Source organism: Fructilactobacillus sp. X3R2C1 (genome assembly GCF_059901235.1).
In genome coordinates this window covers 315,912-336,163 of the sequence record NZ_JBWXVA010000001.1, presented here as the reverse complement: position 1 = coordinate 336,163, position 20,252 = coordinate 315,912, and the positions used below count along the sequence as shown (strand labels likewise).

17 protein-coding genes and 1 other annotated feature are annotated in these 20,252 nt (G+C 42.9%); of the genes, 12 read left to right on the top strand and 5 right to left on the bottom strand.

The genetic code is table 11. The annotated features are described in order from the left end of the window. Window positions 1-4 precede the first annotated feature (4 nt). On the bottom strand, window positions 5-1,147 hold the full coding sequence (gene guaB / locus AC6UDB_RS01755; RefSeq protein ID WP_500708990.1) for an IMP dehydrogenase: 1,143 nt from the start codon (window positions 1,145-1,147) through the stop codon (window positions 5-7). 234 nt (window positions 1,148-1,381) lie between these two features. On the opposite strand from guaB, the gene hisS reads away from it, so the two are divergent. From hisS to AC6UDB_RS01740, 3 genes are all read left to right on the top strand, one after another. Further along, window positions 1,382-2,572, top strand: a complete 1,191-nt coding sequence (gene hisS / locus AC6UDB_RS01750; protein ID WP_500708989.1) for a histidine--tRNA ligase — start codon at window positions 1,382-1,384, stop codon at window positions 2,570-2,572. Between the two features lie 64 nt (window positions 2,573-2,636). Continuing rightward, complete coding sequence (locus tag AC6UDB_RS01745) at window positions 2,637-4,097, top strand: amino acid permease (protein WP_500708988.1); 1,461 nt, start codon at window positions 2,637-2,639, stop codon at window positions 4,095-4,097. A gap of 170 nt (window positions 4,098-4,267) precedes the next feature. After that, entirely contained in the window at window positions 4,268-4,921 is a 654-nt protein-coding gene (locus tag AC6UDB_RS01740) for a VTT domain-containing protein (RefSeq protein WP_500706165.1), read from the top strand. A gap of 28 nt (window positions 4,922-4,949) precedes the next feature. Here the strand turns inward: AC6UDB_RS01740 and xylB are convergent, their stop codons facing one another. Then, entirely contained in the window at window positions 4,950-6,446 is a 1,497-nt protein-coding gene (xylB, locus tag AC6UDB_RS01735) for a xylulokinase (RefSeq protein WP_500709031.1), read from the bottom strand. Between the two features lie 174 nt (window positions 6,447-6,620). Between xylB and AC6UDB_RS01730 the strand changes: the two genes are divergently transcribed. Continuing rightward, window positions 6,621-8,003: an AbiH family protein gene (locus AC6UDB_RS01730; protein ID WP_500708987.1), complete on the top strand. Its 1,383-nt coding sequence runs from the start codon at window positions 6,621-6,623 to the stop codon at window positions 8,001-8,003. A 41-nt stretch (window positions 8,004-8,044) separates the two neighbouring features. Here AC6UDB_RS01730 and AC6UDB_RS01725 read toward each other — a convergent pair whose 3' ends face one another. Then, window positions 8,045-9,601, bottom strand: a complete 1,557-nt coding sequence (locus AC6UDB_RS01725) for a ClC family H(+)/Cl(-) exchange transporter (RefSeq protein WP_500709030.1) — start codon at window positions 9,599-9,601, stop codon at window positions 8,045-8,047. Between the two features lie 103 nt (window positions 9,602-9,704). Here AC6UDB_RS01725 and AC6UDB_RS01720 point away from each other — a divergent pair, with 103 nt between their 5' ends. Together AC6UDB_RS01720 and AC6UDB_RS01715 are read left to right on the top strand one after the other, a co-directional pair. Beyond that, a complete protein-coding gene (locus AC6UDB_RS01720; protein WP_500708986.1) occupies window positions 9,705-10,175 on the top strand; it encodes a hypothetical protein in 471 nt (156 codons plus the stop codon). A 199-nt stretch (window positions 10,176-10,374) separates the two neighbouring features. Next, window positions 10,375-11,292, top strand: coding sequence for an alpha/beta hydrolase (locus tag AC6UDB_RS01715; protein ID WP_500708985.1), 918 nt, complete (start codon window positions 10,375-10,377; stop codon window positions 11,290-11,292). A 298-nt stretch (window positions 11,293-11,590) separates the two neighbouring features. On the opposite strand, the gene AC6UDB_RS01710 is transcribed toward AC6UDB_RS01715, so the two are convergent. Then, the gene (locus AC6UDB_RS01710; protein ID WP_500709029.1) at window positions 11,591-12,376 is read right to left on the bottom strand and encodes a glucose-1-dehydrogenase; all 786 of its coding nucleotides are present in this window, start codon (window positions 12,374-12,376) and stop codon (window positions 11,591-11,593) included. A 226-nt stretch (window positions 12,377-12,602) separates the two neighbouring features. Between AC6UDB_RS01710 and AC6UDB_RS01705 the strand changes: the two genes are divergently transcribed. Then, complete coding sequence (locus tag AC6UDB_RS01705) at window positions 12,603-12,953, top strand: iron-sulfur cluster biosynthesis family protein (RefSeq protein ID WP_500693299.1); 351 nt, start codon at window positions 12,603-12,605, stop codon at window positions 12,951-12,953. A gap of 96 nt (window positions 12,954-13,049) precedes the next feature. On the opposite strand, the gene AC6UDB_RS01700 is transcribed toward AC6UDB_RS01705, so the two are convergent. Continuing rightward, complete coding sequence (locus tag AC6UDB_RS01700) at window positions 13,050-14,675, bottom strand: putative glycosyltransferase family protein (protein WP_500708984.1); 1,626 nt, start codon at window positions 14,673-14,675, stop codon at window positions 13,050-13,052. A gap of 168 nt (window positions 14,676-14,843) precedes the next feature. Then, window positions 14,844-15,077, top strand: a binding site (T-box leader). A 47-nt stretch (window positions 15,078-15,124) separates the two neighbouring features. Between AC6UDB_RS01700 and AC6UDB_RS01695 the strand changes: the two genes are divergently transcribed. The 5 genes from AC6UDB_RS01695 to AC6UDB_RS01675 all read left to right on the top strand — a co-directional run bounded on the left by AC6UDB_RS01695 (window position 15,125) and on the right by AC6UDB_RS01675 (window position 20,237). Next, complete coding sequence (locus tag AC6UDB_RS01695; RefSeq protein ID WP_500708983.1) at window positions 15,125-15,967, top strand: MetQ/NlpA family ABC transporter substrate-binding protein; 843 nt, start codon at window positions 15,125-15,127, stop codon at window positions 15,965-15,967. A gap of 99 nt (window positions 15,968-16,066) precedes the next feature. Next, the gene (locus AC6UDB_RS01690; protein WP_500708982.1) at window positions 16,067-17,047 is read left to right on the top strand and encodes a LacI family DNA-binding transcriptional regulator; all 981 of its coding nucleotides are present in this window, start codon (window positions 16,067-16,069) and stop codon (window positions 17,045-17,047) included. Between the two features lie 167 nt (window positions 17,048-17,214). Then, the gene (locus AC6UDB_RS01685; protein ID WP_500708364.1) at window positions 17,215-17,961 is read left to right on the top strand and encodes a sugar phosphate isomerase/epimerase family protein; all 747 of its coding nucleotides are present in this window, start codon (window positions 17,215-17,217) and stop codon (window positions 17,959-17,961) included. Continuing rightward, window positions 17,962-19,248: a Na+/H+ antiporter NhaC family protein gene (locus tag AC6UDB_RS01680; protein ID WP_500708981.1), complete on the top strand. Its 1,287-nt coding sequence runs from the start codon at window positions 17,962-17,964 to the stop codon at window positions 19,246-19,248. Window positions 19,249-19,271: 23 nt separating this feature from the next. Next, window positions 19,272-20,237 (top strand): sugar kinase, encoded by a 966-nt coding sequence (locus AC6UDB_RS01675; protein ID WP_500708980.1) that lies wholly within the window; start codon window positions 19,272-19,274, stop codon window positions 20,235-20,237. Window positions 20,238-20,252 lie beyond the last annotated feature (15 nt).

Here is a 20,252-nt window from a genome sequence, read left to right as displayed (position 1 = left end):
CCTCCTATTTATCGATTGAATAGTTTGGTGCGGATTTGGTGATTTGCACATCGTGGGGATGTGATTCGCGTAGTCCTGCATTAGTAATTCTAACAAATTGAGCGTTATTAATTAAGTCGGAAATGGTGTGAGAGCCGGTGTATCCCATTCCGGAACGAAGGCCACCCGCAATCTGAAAGAGAACGGTTGAGACGTCACCCTTGTAAGGGGTTTGACCCTCAATTCCTTCTGGGACGAGTTTCTTTTCTTCTTTGACCTTACCTTGAAAGTATCGGTCAGAAGAACCATTTTCCATGGCTGCCAGTGAGCCCATGCCACGGTATGCTTTATACTTTTTACTGTCAGCACCCGTATAAACGTCTCCAGGGGCCTCCGTTGTACCTGCCAGCATACTTCCTAGCATGACGGCACTGCCGCCCGCTGCGAGCGCCTTAACGATGTCTCCGGTGTACTGCATCCCACCGTCAACGATGATTTGCTTGCCGTAATCGGCGGCAACTTGGGCGGCGTCAAAGGCAGCGGTGATTTGGGGAACTCCTACACCAGCCACGATTCGGGTGGTACAGATGGAACCGGGTCCAATGCCGACTTTGGCAATGTCAACACCAGCATCAAAGAGGGCTTTGGCACCAGCACCAGTCGCAATATTTCCGGCAATCAAAGTTTTGTCTGGAAACTTGTTTCTGATTTCAGCGATTTTTTCTAACACACCCTTGGAATGACCGTGGGCGGTATCGATGATGACGGCGTCTGCCCCGGCATCAAATAATAATTGAGTTCGATCGAAGGTATCGTTAGTTACCCCAACGGCCCCCGCTACTAATAGATGACCATTGTCATCAACCGCAGCATTGGCACCGGTAACTTCAGCATTTTTAACCGTTTTAACTTCAGCTGCTTGCTTTTTAGCGCTCATGTTTTTGTGAACTACGCCGAGTCCACCGTTTTGAGCCATCGCAATCGCTAAAGGTGCCTCTGTGACAGTGTCCATACTTGCGCTTAGAACGGGTAGGTTTAACTTTAAGTTTTTGCCTAAGGTCGTTCTTAAGTCAACTTGGTTTGGTAACACGTCACTTGCTGCAGGAATTAAGAGAACATCGTCAAATGTTAATCCTTGTTTCCCGAATTTATAATTCCAATCCTTCATCGTACTCCTCCTATTGTTCAGTTTTATATAAATTGTTAATAGAATACCATAAAAAACGTTGTAACATCAATGACAACTCGAACAATTTTTCTTTGGTTAACTTTAATCATATGTAGTTGGCGCTTGACTGATTTATAAAGACGGACAAGACAGAGTAATTCAATAATGGTAAAATCTACGTATATCTATTTGACAGAATTTTAATTAAACAATTAATAGAAAGATGGGAATATTATGGATGACAAATTTAAGAAAGTGCGAGGGATGTCAGACATTTTGCCTGATGAGACCAGTGTTTGGCAACGAATCGAAGATACGGCGCGGGACGTTTTCGCTCGATACGACTTTCATGAGATGCGCACTCCGCTAGTTGAGAAAACCCCTGTCTTTACCAGAACCTCTGGTGATAGTTCGGATATCGTCACCAAGCAGATGTACAGTTTCCAGGACAAAAGTGGGCGAGACATCTCACTCCGACCGGAAGGAACGGCTGGAGTAGTCCGTTCCTTCGTTGAAAACAAGCTCTTTGGACCAGAACATCCCAAGCCCGTTAAGGTTTTCTACATGGGGGCGATGTTTAGATACGAACGTCCGGGTGCTACTCATAACCGGGAGTTCCATCAGATTGGGTGTGAATCAATCGGAGCTACCAGTCCCCAGATTGATGCCGAAACGATTGCGTTAGCCCTGGACATCTTCAAGGGCGTCGACATCAACGACTTAAAGGTTGAAATCAACACGTTGGGTGACGAAGAGAGTCGGAAACGTTACCATGACGTCTTAGTAGCCTACTTCTCAAAGTATGAGGACCAATTAAGTGAAGACTCCAAACGGCGCTTAAAACAGAATCCGCTCCGGATTTTAGACAGTAAGGACAAGGGGGACCAACAATTAGTTGCTGACGCTCCGAAGTTAGAAGACAGTCTGACTGATGAATCGAAAGAGTACTTTAATGATGTCTTGTCGGCCCTTGATGCTTTAGACATTCCATACACCGTTGATGATCGGCTGGTTCGCGGACTTGATTACTACACTGATACGGTGTTTGAAATCATGGCCAAGGATCCGAGCTTCGGAGACGATTACACCACGATCTGTGCCGGTGGCCGATACAATCACATGGTGGAAGAGTTCGGGGGACCTGAAAATACCGGAGGCGTTGGCTTTGCCTTTGGTGAGGAACGGTTGGCAACCATCGTGAACTCTAACGATGACAGTGATTCGATTGACTACTTCATTGCGACCGACGTGAAAGATAAGGAAGCTGACGTTAAGAATCAGATTCTTGATAAGGCCCTAAAAACCGCTGAAGACTTGCGTAACGACGGGAATTCCGTTGAAGTCAACTTTCAGAGTCGAAGCATGAAGAGTCAGATTAAAGAAGCCAAGAAATTAAACAGTAAAAACATCATGAGAATGGATTAATTATCAAGAGGAGGGCGAATAATATCGCCTTTTTCTTTTAATTCAAGATGAAAGAAGTGAGGATTTGAGTAGTAAAAAAGAAAAGGTCGGAACTATTGGTCTGACCGCGTTTGTACTATCAGCGATGGTTGGTGGTGGGATCTACGATTTGCCACAAAACATGGCACTCCATGCCGGAGCAATTGCCCAAATCATCGCTTGGGTGCTATCGGGATTAATTATCTGGTTTATTGTGCGTTCGTTTATGACTCTATCGGAGGTTCGACCACAGTACACCACTGGTTTGTATCATTATGCCCACGCTGGCTTTGGCAACTTTACCGCCTTCTTTGTAAGTTGGGGGTACTGGATCTGTCAGTCGTTTGCCGTTGCCGCGTATTCGGTCCTCTTGATGTCGACGTTAAACGCGTTTTGGCCTGGGACGTTTACTGGTGGCAATAACTGGATTTCAATTATTGGGGGAACCGTCGTGTTATGGCTGATGACATACCTAATTTTAAAGGGCATCCGGGTTACCAGCCACGTCGATATCTTTGGGACGATCTGCATGTTGACGATTGTGGCCATCTTCATCATTACGATGATTGTGGTCTTCAACTGGCACGCCTTTACCACCAACATGTTTGCGTCCCAGACGTTACCAAAGGTTAATGATGAGGCCATGGGGAGTTTGTTTTCCCAAGTCCGAAATGCCATGATGACCACAATGTGGGTCTTTTCTGGGGTTGAAGGAGCCGTGGTACTGTCAAGTAACGCCAAGAGTCAAAAGGACGTGCGTCAGGCCACTAAATATGGCTTCTTAATTTGTTTGGTACTGTACGCCTTGGTTTCAATTCTTCCCCTTGGTTTGAGAAGTTACGGTCAACTGGCGAACCTGCAGAGTCCGTCAACTGGGGCCTTGATGCAGATTGTTTTGGGACCACTGGGACGCTTAATCATCACCTTTGGCGTCATTGTCGCCGTCTTATCCAGTTGGTTGACGTGGGTCTTAGTTCTGTCTGAGATGCCACGAGCTGCCTCCATGGACGGGACCTTCCCGAAGTTCTTTAGAAAGATGGGCAAGAACAACGTTCCGATTCACTCGCTGTTCATGACGGTTATCGTCATTCAATTAATCATTATCTTTACCCATTTTGCGGGGCGGGCCTTTAATTTCACGCTGACGATCGTGGGAACGATGACGGTGCCACCGTACCTGATTTCGATGATGTACCTGTTCAAGATTAGTCGCAATGAGAAAACGTTCAATCCTGAAGGGCACAAACTATCCGTTTCTAGAAAGAGTGCCTATTTGGTTTCAGCGCTCGCAATTTTAGGAACCATCTTCATGGGATACGCCGCCGGATTGGAATACCTGACGATTGCCTTCGTGATCTACGCTTTGGGAATCCCACTGTTTATGTACGCGAGAAAACAGTACGCACCGGGTCAACCAATCTTTGGTAAGTACGAACGCTACTTTGCGATTGCCATCTTGGTAGTAGCGGTCATCGGGGTCATCTTACTGATTCAACCGAAATTGTAATTAAATTTGGAAAAATTAAAAGACGATTGAACTTTCAGATAGTTCAGTCGTCTTTTTGATATTCATTAATTTTAGTTTAAATAGAAGCTGATAGGTGTTCCGTGGCTATCCTTACTAGCGGCATTTTGGTAAAATTACAAAATAACTAAATTTAAGTGGGGATTAATTATATGAGTTTTTTAGTCGATTTTGTGCTTCACATTGACCACCACCTAGTCACACTCGTCAACATGTTTGGCAATTGGACTTATCTGATCCTGTTTGCGGTTATCTTTATCGAAACCGGCGCCGTGATCATGCCATTTTTACCGGGTGATTCACTTTTGTTTGCGGCCGCTGCTCTGGCCGCTGCTAGTACCAATGATTTAAACATCTGGATTTTTGTGATTTTGTTCTTTCTGGCGTCTGCTTTGGGGGACTCACTGGATTTCTTTCTGGGAAGAAAAGTTGGGTTAGCCATCACTGACAATAGGCATTTGAGCAGGTTCATTAAGCCCAAGGATTTTGAGAAAGCCCATCAGTTCTTTGATAAGTATGGTTCATGGGCCATCCTACTTGGTCGCTTCATGCCGATTGTGCGGACGTTCGTTCCGTTCGTCGCTGCCAGCAGTGACTACAGTTACCAAAAGTTCGTGAAGTATGACATTACCGCATGTGTGGCATGGGTCGCACTATGTTGTGGTGGCGGATACTTCTTTGGCAACATTCCGTTCGTTAAGGAACACTTTTCGGCCGTGATTTTATCAATTATCTTGATTACGTTACTTCCGGCTCTGATCGGATTAATTAAAACCCGTTTCACTAGTAAAAAGGATGCAGCCTAGGCTGCATCCTTATATTTTGGGGTTTGAATTAACGTAAATTCTGTAATTCATGACTAATTTTTTTCGTTTGGGGATAAATTTGTTGATAGATTTTAAAAATCTTAGCGTATTTATCAGCGTTAGCGGCAATTGGTTCGTAGGTCTTACCGAACTTGATGAACTGATCGGCACAGGCGGGAAAGCCGGTGAACCAACCAAGTCCGACAGCCGCAATCATGGCTGCTCCAATGCCAGGTCCTTGTTCGTTTGCGAGGGTAATGACGGGTTTGTCGAAGATGTCCGCCTGCATTTGGGTCCAAACGGAACTTTTAGCGCCGCCACCAATGGAAGTAACGTGATCAATGGTCGCACCCATTTCGGCGTAAATGGTAAGGATATCTTGGAGACTGAAGGTGATCCCTTCCATCACGGCTCTAGTGAAGTCGCATCGGACCTGGGTGCGGTTAATTCCAATGAAGCTCCCGCGAATTTGCGAATCAGCGTGAGGCATTCGTTCCCCAGCAATGTACGGAGTGAATAAGAGACCGTTGGCTCCAATCGGAGATTTACCGGCTTCATTAGTCATCTCGGTAAAGTCTTCGTCCTTGACGAAAGTGTTCTTGTACCATGTTAATGAATCACCCGCGGCCAGCGTGACACCCATTGAATAGTAGGTGTTCGGAATGGAATGGTCTTCCATTTGCAGACGACCACCATAGTCGTTTGAGAGGTCCACTTCATGATGGAGGACCACGCCAGAGGTTCCGACGCTGACCAACGCGTTATTGGGTGACATGATGCCCGCTCCAACCGCGCCAGCGGAGTTGTCGGCGGCTCCACCATAGACCTTGGTAATGGTTGACATATCGGCTTGATCGGCGAAGTCGGGGATGACGTTTCCCGCGTAGTCAATGGACTGAATTAGTGGCGGGAGGATTTTCTCGGGAATTCCGAGCGCCTTACAGATTTCAAGGCTCCACTTGTTATCGTGGATGTCTAAGAGGGTAGTTCCGGTGGCGTCAGAAAAGTCGACCGCAATGTTACCGGTCATTTTGAAGCGCAGGTAATCTTTTGGTAGGAGGAAGGTTTTTACTTTCGCCCAGTTCTCCGGTTCGTTTTCCTTGACCCAGAGAAGTTTGGTAATGGTAAAGCCCTCCAGTGGTTGATTACCGGTGATTTCAACGAATCGCTTCCCTAGTTTATCCTCAATCTCTTTTCGTTGTTTAGTGGTTCTAGTGTCGTTCCACAAGATAGCTGGTCTGATGACCTTGTTGTCTTTGTCCAACAAGACTAGTCCGTGCATTTGGCCTGAGAAACTAGCTCCACTAATGGACTCCGGATCAACATTATCATCATTGACTAATTTTCTAATCGCCGCAATCGTACCATTCACCCAGTCATTGGGATTTTGTTCACTCCAACCTGGTTTGGGATGCGGATTCGGATACTCCGTTGATTCTTGTCCCACGATATCACCAAGCTTGTTGACAGCAGTGACTTTGACCGATCCCGTGCCGAGGTCGATTCCTAAAACGTTCTTTTCCATGTGTGCACCAACTTTCATAAATATTGCTTGTAGTTACAACTCTTAATTTAAGACTAGCAGGTTATGTAATCGTTTTCAATGCCAATGTATTAGTTTGTGTTTGATATTTTACATAGACATTTTAATAAAACAAAGTTAAACTATTCACATTATGAATAACGGAGGTCAGCAGTTATGAGGAATGAAAATAGGCATAAGCATACCTCAAGAGATTTGTTGATAGTTGGAAACGGTTTTGATTTAGCTTGTGGGCTTAAAACTACATTTAAGGATTATTTTAATTGGATTGAAGATAAAGAAATAAATGCTAATGAACTTAATGTTAGTCAATTTGCTGGTAACTTAGTAAAAAGAATAAAAGAATTAAATAATATTGTAGTAAAAAATAAAGACCATGATTTTATGTTTGATAGTATTTTGTGTAAGTGCATTCATAAACTTCCTAAATACAATAATACTGATGGAGGAATAGACACTCGAATAAATAGTAATTCTTATGTACCATCTTTATTTGATATTTATTTTAAATGTAATCAATTGTTGCATAAAGAATCAATTAATGATAATAGATGGGCAGATGTTGAATCTAATTTAGGAGAATTATTGAATGGTAGTAGTTATATGGGATCTGTTCTTAATATTATGGATATATTGCAGCAATCAAAAGAATATCTAAATAATGAAAACGCGGAGAAAAAGGTAATTATTAAAGAAAAAATATTAAATATGATTCCTCAGGATGGTAGCAATGTTATTGGGAATAATTTAATATTATTGTTTTTAATAGTTTATACTTATGGTTTTAAAGTTGAAGAATACACAGGAAATAGTTTTGTTGACTTTTTATTTGACCAATTAAATCATTTCGAAAAAAATTTAGGGAAATATATTAAATCTCTTGAAAATGATTTGTATAAACAAAAAGCAAACAAATTATTATATAGAATTAAATCTAATAACCATAGGAATTTTAATATTTTAGATTTTAATTATACTAATCCATTCAAAGAGGATTCAGAAAATGTAGGGGTAGAGAATATTCATGGAAATATTTATGAATATGAAAATGAAGATAATGTTGAATATGCATCAAGTCCAATTATTGGTGTTGATGCTAATTCAATAGTAAGCAATTCCTTTTATAAATTTAGTAAAACGTATCGAATTATGACTAGAGAAAATGCGATTAATGCCAAAGTTACGCAGTCAACAATTCTTCCTCAGTTTGCTAAAAGTATTTACTTTTATGGTCATTCACTGGCCCCTGCAGATTATTCGTATTTTCAAACAATTTTTGATCATTATGATATTTATAGTAGTTCAATTAAATTAGTATTTTGTTATTCAATTTATGATGAATGTGAAGAAGATAAAATTAAATCTGATTATTTTGAAGAAGTATACAAACTTATGAATACTTATGGTGAATCAACAGGAACCCAAAAGGGAAAGAATATTCTTCACAAAATGATTCTTGAGGGGCGTCTTGTGTTAAAGAAAATTGACACGAGAGATTTAAAAGATATTAAACCTGAAGAAGTTAAAACTGAGCAATAAAAAAACACGCATTACGTAAATAAATACGTAATGCGTGTTTTTTATTCGTCAATTTCCATCGCCATTTTCACCAGCTGTTTCTTGACGGGTCCGATATTGTCACGATGGGCGAGGACAATCAGCGTATCACCGGCTTTAATCTGAGTGTTTCCGTTAGGGATGATGTGGAGATTACCCCGACTAATCGTGATTAGAATGGAGTGGTTCGGCCAGTGGATGTTTTTGACTAACTTGTTTTCAATTGAACTGAATTCGTAGACCGGGACCTGAATCTTGTCCGTCTTGCTGTCAGCGTTGAAGTATGTCTTGATGGCCGTTAATCGTTCGGCTAGGGCTTGATAGATTGGTTGACCACCCAGCATGTCGACCACGACGTACGAGATAAGGACTACGAGCGCTAACGCCATGAAGTTCTTGGTGTTACCGACCAGTTCGGTGATTAACATGATGGAGGTAAAGGGCGCCTTACTGACGGCCGCAAAGTAGCCGGCCATCCCGAAAATCAACAAGTTGTTGACGTACCCGGAACCGAGCAGTCCAGTCTGTGACATAAAACCACCGTAAGCCGCACCAATCAGTGATCCAACGGCCAAGACCGGCATGAAGAAACCACCAGGGATTCCGGCACCATACGTAATTAACCCGAAGACAAACCGGACGATTAGAAAGACAAAGATGGCGGTTAAGGGCACGTTGTGAGTGGCGACGGTCATGATGACCCGACTACCACTTCCGATGGTGGTCGGAAAGAACATTCCAACGGGAATAACCAGTAAAATCGGAATCGCACACATAAAGTACCATGGAATAATTTTAATCTTAGCGAACCACTTTGGCAGGTCCAGTAGACCTAGGTTATAGACGTAGCCTAGGACACCCAGAATAATACCTAGGATAATCAGTTGCCAGTAGTTCTGCAGTTGAAAAATGTGACTGTAGAAAATGGGCAGAATGGGTTTTAAGCCGAAAACTTTTAAGGAAACAAAGTTTGCACAGATTGACCCCGTGAGTGACGAAAGCCAAACGGCGGGGGAGAAATTGCGGTAAACGCCCTCCATGACGAAGAACGTCCCTGCTAGTGGTGCACTAAAGGTGGCCGACAGTCCTGAGGCTGCTCCGGTCGCAATCATCAATCGTCGCTCAGAACCGCCTTCTTTAAAGCCCTGGGCAATTCCTTGACCAATGGCACCACCTAACTGAACGGAGGGCCCTTCTCGTCCAACGAAAATTCCGGTTCCAACGGTTAGGACACCAGTGACAAATTTCCGCCATAAGACAGAGACCCAATTAGTTTCAATGTTGCCTGCAAGTTGAGCTTCAACCTGTGGAATCCCGGAGCCTTTAACGTCAGGATCGCCCTTCATGATAAGACCGGTCACGATTGAGATGAGTAAGAAAGTGGGAATTACCAACCACAGAAGATTGAGATTGTGGTCAAGTCCATGATAAATTGTAAGCGACCATTTTAAAGCGACCTGGATTAGGTAACGAAAAGACGCAATTACGGCACCCGTCAGCGTTCCAATAATGGTTGCAAAGAGAACGTATCGAATGTCTGAAAAATCAATGTGGTGTGTGCGTTTCGGCAAGTTGTTCATCTCCATTAAGCAATTACACCAATTGTATCACGATTAATTTCCCCAAATGAATTCGATTTTAGGGTAAAATAATAATATAGAAAAGATTTAATTGGAGGAATTTATGAAGAAATCAGATATTGTTCAAAAGTTAGACTTCTTGTATGTTCTAACCCTAGTAATTTCAATTATTGAAACGGTTTTATTGTTTCCAATCCTCGGTGGCATCATCATTGTCAGCATGTTGTGGGTTCCACTACTGGTGCTATTAGGTCTCTACATTACTTGTTTCATCATCAGTTCGCAGATGGTGAGCTCACTCAGTGATGGTAAAGTTAAGGCTGAGATGGATAACATCAAACCAAGATTTATCGTTGGGATTGTCTTGTCAATAATCGCGGTCATTCCAATTGTGGGATGGATTTCACACATTGTGATGGCCATTATCATGTGGCAGGTATTTACTAACATTAGTACGCTTAAGACGGACTTGATTAATGATGATGGAGCTAAAGGTGATTGGAAGGACGTTACACCAGACTCTGAGAAGCAGAATTCAAACCAGCAAGGTTCAGATAACAATTCTAATAAATAAACATATTATATAATTAGTAATTTTATCCTTATACAAGCACAAATACACCTATGGTTTTCATAGGTGTATTTTATTTTCATTAATTTTTCACTAAACTAAACCTTTTTTGTGTCATTGTGTCTGACCTCCACTAAGATAGTACATAGACTTATTAAAATCATTTTTAAAAGTGAAAATCAATTAGAAAGGAGTAAGGCCAATGAAAAGAATACTGAAATGGACTGGAGTGACGGCTTTCTTCTTTGTCATTTTCGCAATCATCCTTGATTTGGCGGTTGGCTATCTCCTGTTTAACTTTGCCTTTGGGAAGACGGGACTAGCCAGCTTGTACAACGAAAATGCTGGGACGCCCGATACCGAGTGGTTTAGTGATAATCACGCACAGGTTCTACACGAAAAGGCGAGTGATGGGACCAATCTAGTTGCTAGATACGTCCCATCGGAAAAACCAACCAACAAGACGATGATTGTCGTTCACGGGTACGGTAGTAATAGTGAAGAGATGGAGTCATTCATTAAGATTTTTCATGATGCCGGTTATAACGTCCTGGCACCCGATAACCAGTCGTTTGGTGGCAGTGGTGGTAAATACATCGGGTACGGTGTCAAAGACGCCACTAACCTGGAAAAATGGGCTCGAGTGCTCAATTATGACCACCCCGACGGTGAATTAGGTCTGTTTGGGACAAGCATGGGAGCTTCGGCCGTCATGTATTCCCTGCCAAAAATGCCAAGCAACGTAAAATTTGCGATTGAGGACAGTGGCTATGCCAGTGTGGAAGGTGAGTTGGGTGGCCAATTGAAGCGGCTATTTAACATTCCGAGTTTCCCACTGGTTCCGACCGTTAATCTCTATGTACGAATGTTTGCGAAGTATAACATGAATGATGGGAATACAAAGAAGACTTTAAAGCACAACCAGATTCCGTTGTTTATCATTCACGGTGATGTTGACAAGTTTGTCCCCGTTAAAAATGCCTATGAGAACTACAAGAACGATGCTGGTCCAAAACAAATCTGGATCATTAAGGGTGCTGGCCACATTGAAGGTCGGAGTCAGGATCCTGATACGTATACGCAAAAAGTTGTTGGCTTTTCGCAACAGTATTTTAAGTAGTTGAATTTAGTGAAATGATTGGTAGAATTGAGACAGAAATGCTGAGGAGATGAGGACCAATCAAAGCCAAAATCAGACTAACAGTTGCGTGTTTACTTGTAATCGGGGTAATTGCTGCATATTTTATCCTGGATCAAAGAGAACGATTGGTCCTCTTTTTTGAAGGAGTTGGATTAGTTGTCGCATGCGTCCTGTTTGGATGGCACGGAATTAATGAGTTAATCAAAAGAATTTTAAAGGTATTTTAGACAAAAAAAAGACTACGAATTTGAATTCGTAGTCTTTTTGGTTGGTAATTTTAACCGTTACCATTTTGAAATGATGGGTATAATGTCATTCCACCATCAACGTAAAGTGAGATTCCAGTAACGTAGCTAGCTTGGTCAGAAGCTAACCAAACGGCAGCAGCTGCAACTTCGGAAGGTTTACCAATCCGGTGCATTGGAACCATGTTAACAGTTGATTCGTAAGTCTTTGGATCAGCAAACTTCTTAGCGTTGATTGGGGTGTTAATGGCACCAGGACAAATCGAGTTAATTCGAATGTTTTGTTGAGCAAATTCCATTGCGGCAGTTTCGGTGAATAATTTAACGCCACCCTTACTTGCAGCGTAACTTGCAAATGTCGGCCATGGGATTTGTTGGTGAACTGATGAAGTTTGAACGATACTACCCTTCTTGTTGTGCTTTAAGAAGTAGTTTAAAGCAGCTTTAGTACCCAAGAAAGTACCAGTCAAATCAACGTTAACGACTGCTTCCCATTCTTCAAGGGTAACTTCGTTTGTAGGGGTCTTCTTTTCCATCCCAGCGTTGTTGAACCAAACGTCCAAATCACCAAAGGAATCAACGGCGGTTTGTACTAATGATTCAGCACCAGCATCATCGCCAATGTCGCCTTGTTTAGTAACGGCGTGGCCACCGTTTTTTTCAACGATTTCAACAACTTGGTTAGCTGCCTCTTCGTTTTTGTGGTAGTTAATAACCACGTTCATGTGTTCTTGACCCAAACGTTCAGCAATGGCAGCACCAATCCCTGAGTCTCCTCCAGTGATTACGGCCGTCTTGCCTTCAAGATCTTTATACATAACCATATAATATACACCTCTACATTTCTAATCCTGTTAAGCGGATTGGACTTGTTTCTGACACTATAATAACCCATTAAGAGACTAATATAAAGGGGAAAGAACTGATTGACCCTTTAAAATTAAGTTGTGTACATTTTACTTGCGTTATGGTGAATTCCTGCTATCATAAATAGTGAAGATTTGAAGAGGTTCATTTCTGAATCACTTATAGGAGGTTATAAATATGAAACTAACAATTACTGATGACGCAATGGCCTACATGAAGAAAAGATTAGCAGGTGCTAACGCATACCTGTTGGCCGCAAATGACGGATCAAATAACTTCTCTGAAGGTGCCGGTGGTGCTTGCACCGTTGGAGATGCCTTTCAAGTTGTTGGTGTTTCAAAAGCACCATCAGACTATGATGTTAAACTTGAAAACAATCAAGGTGCTGACGTTTTAACCAGCAAGAACGATATGACTTTCTTCGGACCAGGTCTAAAACTTGATTTCAAGAATAACTTCTTACAGTTAAAAGATGACGGTGAAATGATTGATGGTCAAGTTACGACCAACAATCAAGTTGAAAAATAGAATAAGAGATTAATAAGCCAGGAAAGAACCGGAGTAATTGCTTCGGTTCTTTTTTATTAAAAAATGGGATTCACGTCACGTGAGTCCCATTTTCGTTTATTTAAAATGTTTTTTGTAAAATGCCAGCCCAAGGTATACCAGTAAAAGTAACCAAGAAATAACGCTGATCCAAATCCCAATGATGTGAACGCGGGTGCGGTGATACGTCAATTTGATGGTGTTTGCTCCCTTTTTGACGGGAATGTGGATGGCACGCTTTTGGTCTACTTTAATTGGAACGGCCTGATTGTTAACGGTCACTACGTAGCCAGGGAAGTAAACATTTGGCAAACGAACCCTGGTGGCACTTTCAGCGTCTAACTGGTACTCAATTTGATTGTACGAGGTAGTCCGTTTCTTTTGTTTTAAGCCCTTCTGATTTGGATTCATTTTTAAAATAGAATGCTTTTTGAGTAGCGGTTCTAGTGAATCGGAAGCATGAGGGAGGTAGTCCCAATAAACAGCCGATTTTCCCACCTTTTCAAATTCCTGTGGTGAAGAAGCCTGAGGTTCCCACGATTTGAGCTGCAAATTGGTGGCAAGTGACGAACAGAGACTAAGGCCTAAAACGCCTAAAATCAGGAGAGCTCCCGTAGAATTGTTTTTGGCAAAAATCTTGGTGATAATTTCTCCGCCTAAAAACGCTAATAGAACGGTGGTGATGATCAGAAAACGGAATGGGAATTGGATCATTCCCACCCACTTTTGCAAAAGGTCCCACGGAAAGAGATTGGAACTAAAAAGCAGAAAGAGCAGTGAGAGGACCGTCATTGATTTGGAGAACAGGTCAAGTCGATGCCAGAAGACGAACAGCAAAATGATGATCATTAGTCCGACAATGCCAATGCCAGCACCGTACTGCCAAGGTCCGTTTGGAGTGGGGCCGAAAAACAGATTGGTGACCGGGATGCTCATGTCTTGGAGGCGACACTTCATGATGGAAATTTCTTGGTCGTAGTGGTAATTCTGAATTAATGGCAGTAAAAAGAAAGCTGACAGAAAAAAGGTTCCGACGGCAGCGGCGATTAGCGCTAGGCCTCGCTTCACCTTAAGTTTCAATGAATCAAGGTTTAACACGATAATAATGATCGTCATGGCAGAAAAGGCACCGGCAATCAAAAACGACAGTAGGTGGGTTAATACCAGCAGGGTTAATCCAACACTTAAGACCCACCACTGACGATAGTTTTTGATACATACTTGATAAATTCCGTAGAGAACCACTGGCAGAAAGACAAACGCCATTCCTTCAGCCACATCAAAGCGGACGAAGAGGTCAAACGTTAGATACGTCGATAAACCATAGATGATGGCGGATGCGAGCCCAGTCAGTTTCCGATTGGTAATTTTCCAGGTTGCTAGATACATGGAGATAAATACCAGAAAGTTGATTAGGATTAGGTAAAGTAAGTAGGATGTGTACGGATTCTTAATAACCAGATGAATCATGGCCTCAGGTAAGACGGCAAAAATCGGATAGAACCCGTTTAGCGGATAGCCAACTTTGACAAAAGTTTTCGTCATCATTCCTGGAATCATATGTAGGATGCCACCGTGTTGAACCTGGATGTAACTCTCGTACGCCCGGGCCAGATGAAAACGCATGTCCTCGCGTGGTAGGATTGGATTGCCAAAGAAATATGGACTGACGATTACCACGCTTAGAATTAAAAATAAAATCATTGAAAATAGCGTAAAATGCTTATGTATGAACTTCGAGATGGTAATTCCCCCTTGTGATTTAATATCATTATTATAGAATAACTTTAAAAGTTATTCTATTTTTTCTTAAAAATGATTGACATTGAGTTTTAAAGCATGTAAAGTAACGACCATTAAAAACAATAAATTAACTAAACGGAAAAGTTGAGTAGGCAGAAGAAACTCAAAGAGAGTCTCAGGCTGGTGCGATGAGATGAGTTGGCGCTGTTGAAGATGGACTTGGAGTTTTCACCAGTAAATCGTGAGCTGGTGACGGGATGCCGCCGATATCATGGCCCGGTTATTTTTACAAGTAACCGTTGAGGTAGTCGTTGTGAGACGGCTATGAACTAAGGTGGTACCGCGGAAGCATTCGTCCTTTTTACAGGATGGATGCTTTTTTGTTTGGTTAATAAATGGGAGGAACGCAGATGAGAAGATGGGTTAAATACTTAATTTGGATTGGAATTATATTGTTTATTGGAATCGCCGGATACTTCAGCTTTTTCCACCAATCAGAGGCGGAAGCGAACACCATTACCGTTGGCATCATGGCCGGATCCAAACAGGAACAGGCCATCTGGAACGAAGTGGCTAAAGACGCCAAGGATAAGTACGGCCTAAACGTTCAGTTTCAGACGTTTACCGATTATTCACAGCCTAACAACGCTCTGACTAACGGAGACATCGACGTGAATGCCTACCAAAACTACCCATTTTTGGACAATTGGAATGAAGTTCACCACACTGATATTGTTCCGGTTGGGGATACCGTGATTGAACCGATGAGGATTTACTCTAATCAGTTTAAGTCGGTTAATGAAATTTCCAGTGGAACTTCCATTGCGGTGCCAAACGACACTAACAACGAATCACGGGCTTTACACGTCCTTCAGAGTGCGGGATTGATTAAGTTAAATCCGAAAAAGGCGTTCACCACCGTCAAGGACATTACTAGTAATCCGAAGAACCTGAAGATTAAGGAAGTTGACGCCTCGCAAACGCCACGATTACTGAATTCGGCGGGAGCTTCCGTTGTGAACGGGAACTTTGCTGAAAGTTCGAACCTGAGTCCGAAGAAGGCCATTTATACGGCACCATTTACCAAGGACTCGCATAAGTGGGTCAACTTCATTGCCGCAAAGAAGCGCGACGAACATAGCAAGAAAATCAAGGAATTAGTGAAAGCCTATCAGACCGAGAAGACCGCTAAACTGATTAAGAAAGAGTCTGGGATTAATCAACAAGCGGCTTGGAACCTTAAATTTAAGTAACTCAATAAGAATTCATCAATTAATTGATGAATTCTTTTATTGGTCTGAAACAATGGTTTAATAAATGGTAGAATGAAAAAAACGATGGGAGGGGTCCAAATGGGTTCAGTAGCTACGATTAGAGACGTTGCGTCAGAAGCAGGAGTGTCAACTGCCACCATCTCACGCTACTTAAACGGAAAGACCAACCACATGTCCGATGCTACTGCCAAGCGGGTTACCGAAGCGATCAAGAAGTTGAACTACGTGCCAAACGAATCCGCCAGACAGCTCATTACCAAGCAAAGTCGATTGGTGGCGGTCATTGCGGCGGATGTTGATGATTACTTTTCCACGGAGATTTTTAAGGGTGTTAATTCGGTTTTAAAAAAGAACAACTTCATCGCGGTCTTAATGGACTCCGATAGTGATGAACGGCGGGAACTTGACACGTTATCGTCACTTAACCAACAAATGTTTGGTGGCGTCTTGATTCAGCCGTTAAGTAACGACCTGGACGCCTTTCAAAGCTCAATTCCCACAAATGTACCGGTGGTCATGTTAGATCGGCAGATTAAGGGCAGTCCGTGGCCGAGTGTGGTTACCAATAACTATGAGGTCAGTAAGAAAGCGGCGCGATACTTTAAAGACCAGGGATTAAGCCACGTCTTTGTGATTACAAATAATGTAAAAAACGTTTCCACCCGAGAACAACGACTGAACGGGATTAAAGCAGTCTATGGGAACCACGTCACGATCATTCAACCGGGAAACGATGAGGCTTCATTTCGTCAGGCATACTCCAAACTGAAAAATGACATCAAAGAAACAAATGGGGGGCTGATTTTTGCTTTAAAGGAACGGTGGCTCTTGAAGTTTTTGCCCAAGTTGATTCGGGATGGGGTAATTCGGAAGTCCGATGGGGTGCACATGACGGGATTTTCTGACACTTCACTGGTAGATAATATTGACCCAGGAATCAAGGTTATTAATCAGGATCCGTTTCAGATTGGGGTGAATGCCGCTCAGATCCTGATTGAAGGGATTGAGAGTGATTCCCAACCGATTGCGAAAAAAATTGAGATTCCAGCCCAATTTTAAGTCTCGAGGCTAGCCTAGTGAGGCTAGTCTTTTTTTATGGCGTCATGGAAAACGATTACATATTTTTAGAAAAAAGATTGCCAAACAGTATTGACTACTTTTATGTAAACGTTTACCATAAGTATCAATATGAAAGCGGTATCAAATTAAAAAAGGAGTGAATACTGATGCGATTGTTTTTAAATACATGGATCTTTGTAAATGACATCGAAGCCGGTACGAGTCAGACAGCGTTATTCCCACGCGTGAAACAAATGAACGTTGACGGAATTGAGGTTCGACGAGAATACATCAAGGATTTTTCAAAGGAACTGGATGAGATTGATAATGCCAGATTGAGAACGGGACTCCTTGTTAATTACAGTGTCCCCGATGAGCTGTTTTTAAAGGATGGTTCGGTTAATCCGAAATTGAAGCAGTACTTCAACGAGGGGCAACGAATGGGAATTACTAAAATTAAATTTAACGTGGGAAACTTCAGGGCTTTTCATGGTGACTTAGCTCACGCGTTTGATGGTTTACCACTCGATCAGATTCAAATGAACGTGGAAAACGATCAAACCAAATTGAGTGGCAAAATGGCTAATGTTAAACACTTTTTAAACCAAGCGAAAAAGAATGGGCTGCCCATTAAGTACGTGTATGACCTTGGCAACTGGGCGTTTACCCATCAAAGTGCGGACTATGCGGCTGATTCTTTGTACCAGTATACCGATTATATTCATCTAAAGAACGTCAACCAGTTTGACGAAGATGACTTACAGACCGCGGACGATCTAAACGACGGCATGTTTGATTGGAAAAACATCCTGAACGAGTTACCGAAAACGGCGGATTTGGCGCTTGAATTCCCGATGGAAGACGACGAACACGTTGAACGTCAGGTCAAGTTGCTGAGAGATGAGGTGATGTAGTTGATGAATACCATTATTGCGATTCTGTTACTAATTACCTTTGCTGGCTTTATCTTTTACATTGTTAAAGGTGGGGACCTGACCATTGGGTTCTTCGTCATGGCGATTCTTTGGACCGTCATCGGCCTGATCCCTTATCACACCGCTTTGACGGCGGTCTTCTCAACACCCGCTCTGAAGTATGGTTCGACGATTATCTACATCGTCTTTGGTTCGTGGTTCGGACGAGTGCTGGTTGACAGTGGCATTGCGCCATCAATTTCGCAGAAAACGAATAAGGTTGGAAAATCGCATCCCTTACTAGCCGCCATCCTGATTGTCTTAGTTACGGCGCTGCTGTTTGTCAGTTCCTACGGAGTGGGTTCGGTCATTGCCATCGGTGTCATTTTGTTACCAATCCTCTTGTCATTGGGGATTCCACGAGACGTGGCCCTAACGACGTTTGCCTTGTCGATTGGTTCGGCCATGTACGTCAACGTCGTGCTCTTTAATCAGATTAAGGCGTTCTTCCCCAAGGCTCAATACAATCTGCATTACCTTGAATTTGGGTGGGCGGCCATGGCGGTGCAACTAATTGCGGTGATCTTGTTTCTAGTGATGAAACGTCACACGTTCAATCCAAAGAATGCCGAGGCCAACCTGAAGAAAATCGGGGCAACTGACCCGGGAGACGTCGACAAGATTCCGTACATTGCGTACGCCATCCCAGTTGTTCCCGTTATTTTGAACATGGCGCTCGGCTGGGATGCCATTCCAGCCTTGATCCTTTCTAGTATCTTGGCCATGCTTGTGACTGGTAAGATGAACGGCTACAAAAAATTCAAAGAATTTCTTAATACCACGATTAAACAGTCCATTAACGACATTTCGGGCTTAATCATGTTCTTGATGGCACTGGTTATGTTTGCCGGGGCGGCTCAGTTAAACGCTGGTCGTTTCAAGGGAATCTTCAGCGCCATCCTGCCAAACAGTCACTTACTGCTAGCACTTGGAATCGGAGTTCTTGCTCCTTTAGCATTGTTTAGAGGTCCACTTCAGGTCTGGGGTGCTGGAGCTGCGACGGCCGCCGTACTTTCCGCCACCGGAATGTTTAACGACATGTTCTTGTTACCGTTAATGTACGTTCCAACTCTGATGGCGGTTTCAACTGACATCACTCAGTCATGGAACGTCTGGGGTCTTGACTACATGAAGGTTCGTCCCCAGCAACTGTTGAAACTGGGAGTTCCGGTCATGTGGATTGTCTCCATTTTAAACGAAATATTAGTGTACTTATTCTTCGGATAGATGATTAAAGAAAGGTGAAAATTATGAGTGAATTTCTGACAATTGGTGAACCAGTGGTAACGTTCGCCTCAACCGATCCTGACGCTACTTTAGCTGATTCGACCCACTATCTAAAAATCCTCGGAGGGGCAGAACTAAACGTGGCCATTGGTGCTAAACGACTGGGACATTCCGCTGAGTACGTGTCTCAGGTAGGAACCGATCCGCTGGGTAAATACGCCAAAGACGTGATTATCGACCACGGTGTTGGCATTGACTACGTTAAAGACGATCCCGATCACTGGACGGGTCATCAATTGAAACAGATGGTGACGCACGGTGATCCCCAGACGTTCAACTATCGCACGGGATCGGCCGCTTCTCATCTAAATCAAGATGTAATTGACGAGATTAATCTTGACGATGTTAAAATGGCTCATCTAACGGGGATCTTCCCGGCTTTGTCATCTGAAGCGGAAGACTCATATCGTGCATTAATGGACCGATTGATTAATAATGAAATCAAGATAACGTTTGATCCAAACCTGCGTCCCGGACTGTGGGGTGATCATGATCGAATGATTAAGACGATTAACGAATTGGCTAAAAACGCTGACATTGTGATGCCAGGTGTAAACGAGGGCAAGGTCCTCATGGGAAGTGATGACCCGGAAAAAATCGCTGACTTTTACCTCCAAAATGGCGAACGCACGAACGCAGTGTTAATCAAGTTGGGCCCAGCTGGTGCGTATGTGAAGACCAAGAATGGTGATTCGTACACGGTCGCTGGTTTTAAGGTCGATCACGTCGTCGACACGGTTGGTGCCGGTGATGGGTTTGCACTCGGGGTAATTACCGCACTATTAGAGGGCAAAAATCTAAAGAGTGCGGTCATGCGTGGAAATGCCGTTGGAGCGCTTCAGGTTCAGACGCCTGGTGATAACGACGGCTATCCTACTCCAAGTGAATTAAATGAATTTTATAAAAAAGAACACGTTAGTGAATCGTAAGTAGATGGGAGAGAT

Bases quoted from the DNA above. Each gene is read 5' to 3' on its own strand.
- AC6UDB_RS01690 (WP_500708982.1), top strand. From the start codon at position 16,067: ATGGGTTCAGTAGCTACGATTAGAGACGTTGCGTCAGAAGCAGGAGTG.
- AC6UDB_RS01725 (WP_500709030.1), bottom strand. From the start codon at position 9,601: ATGAACAACTTGCCGAAACGCACACACCACATTGATTTTTCAGACATT.
- xylB (WP_500709031.1), bottom strand. From the start codon at position 6,446: ATGGAAAAGAACGTTTTAGGAATCGACCTCGGCACGGGATCGGTCAAA.
- guaB (WP_500708990.1), bottom strand. From the start codon at position 1,147: ATGAAGGATTGGAATTATAAATTCGGGAAACAAGGATTAACATTTGAC.
- AC6UDB_RS01710 (WP_500709029.1), bottom strand. From the start codon at position 12,376: ATGTATAAAGATCTTGAAGGCAAGACGGCCGTAATCACTGGAGGAGAC.
- hisS (WP_500708989.1), top strand. From the start codon at position 1,382: ATGGATGACAAATTTAAGAAAGTGCGAGGGATGTCAGACATTTTGCCT.
- AC6UDB_RS01715 (WP_500708985.1), top strand. From the start codon at position 10,375: ATGAAAAGAATACTGAAATGGACTGGAGTGACGGCTTTCTTCTTTGTC.
- AC6UDB_RS01700 (WP_500708984.1), bottom strand. From the start codon at position 14,675: ATGATTTTATTTTTAATTCTAAGCGTGGTAATCGTCAGTCCATATTTC.
- AC6UDB_RS01730 (WP_500708987.1), top strand. From the start codon at position 6,621: ATGAGGAATGAAAATAGGCATAAGCATACCTCAAGAGATTTGTTGATA.
- AC6UDB_RS01695 (WP_500708983.1), top strand. From the start codon at position 15,125: ATGAGAAGATGGGTTAAATACTTAATTTGGATTGGAATTATATTGTTT.
- AC6UDB_RS01705 (WP_500693299.1), top strand. From the start codon at position 12,603: ATGAAACTAACAATTACTGATGACGCAATGGCCTACATGAAGAAAAGA.
- AC6UDB_RS01675 (WP_500708980.1), top strand. From the start codon at position 19,272: ATGAGTGAATTTCTGACAATTGGTGAACCAGTGGTAACGTTCGCCTCA.
- AC6UDB_RS01685 (WP_500708364.1), top strand. From the start codon at position 17,215: ATGCGATTGTTTTTAAATACATGGATCTTTGTAAATGACATCGAAGCC.
- AC6UDB_RS01740 (WP_500706165.1), top strand. From the start codon at position 4,268: ATGAGTTTTTTAGTCGATTTTGTGCTTCACATTGACCACCACCTAGTC.
- AC6UDB_RS01720 (WP_500708986.1), top strand. From the start codon at position 9,705: ATGAAGAAATCAGATATTGTTCAAAAGTTAGACTTCTTGTATGTTCTA.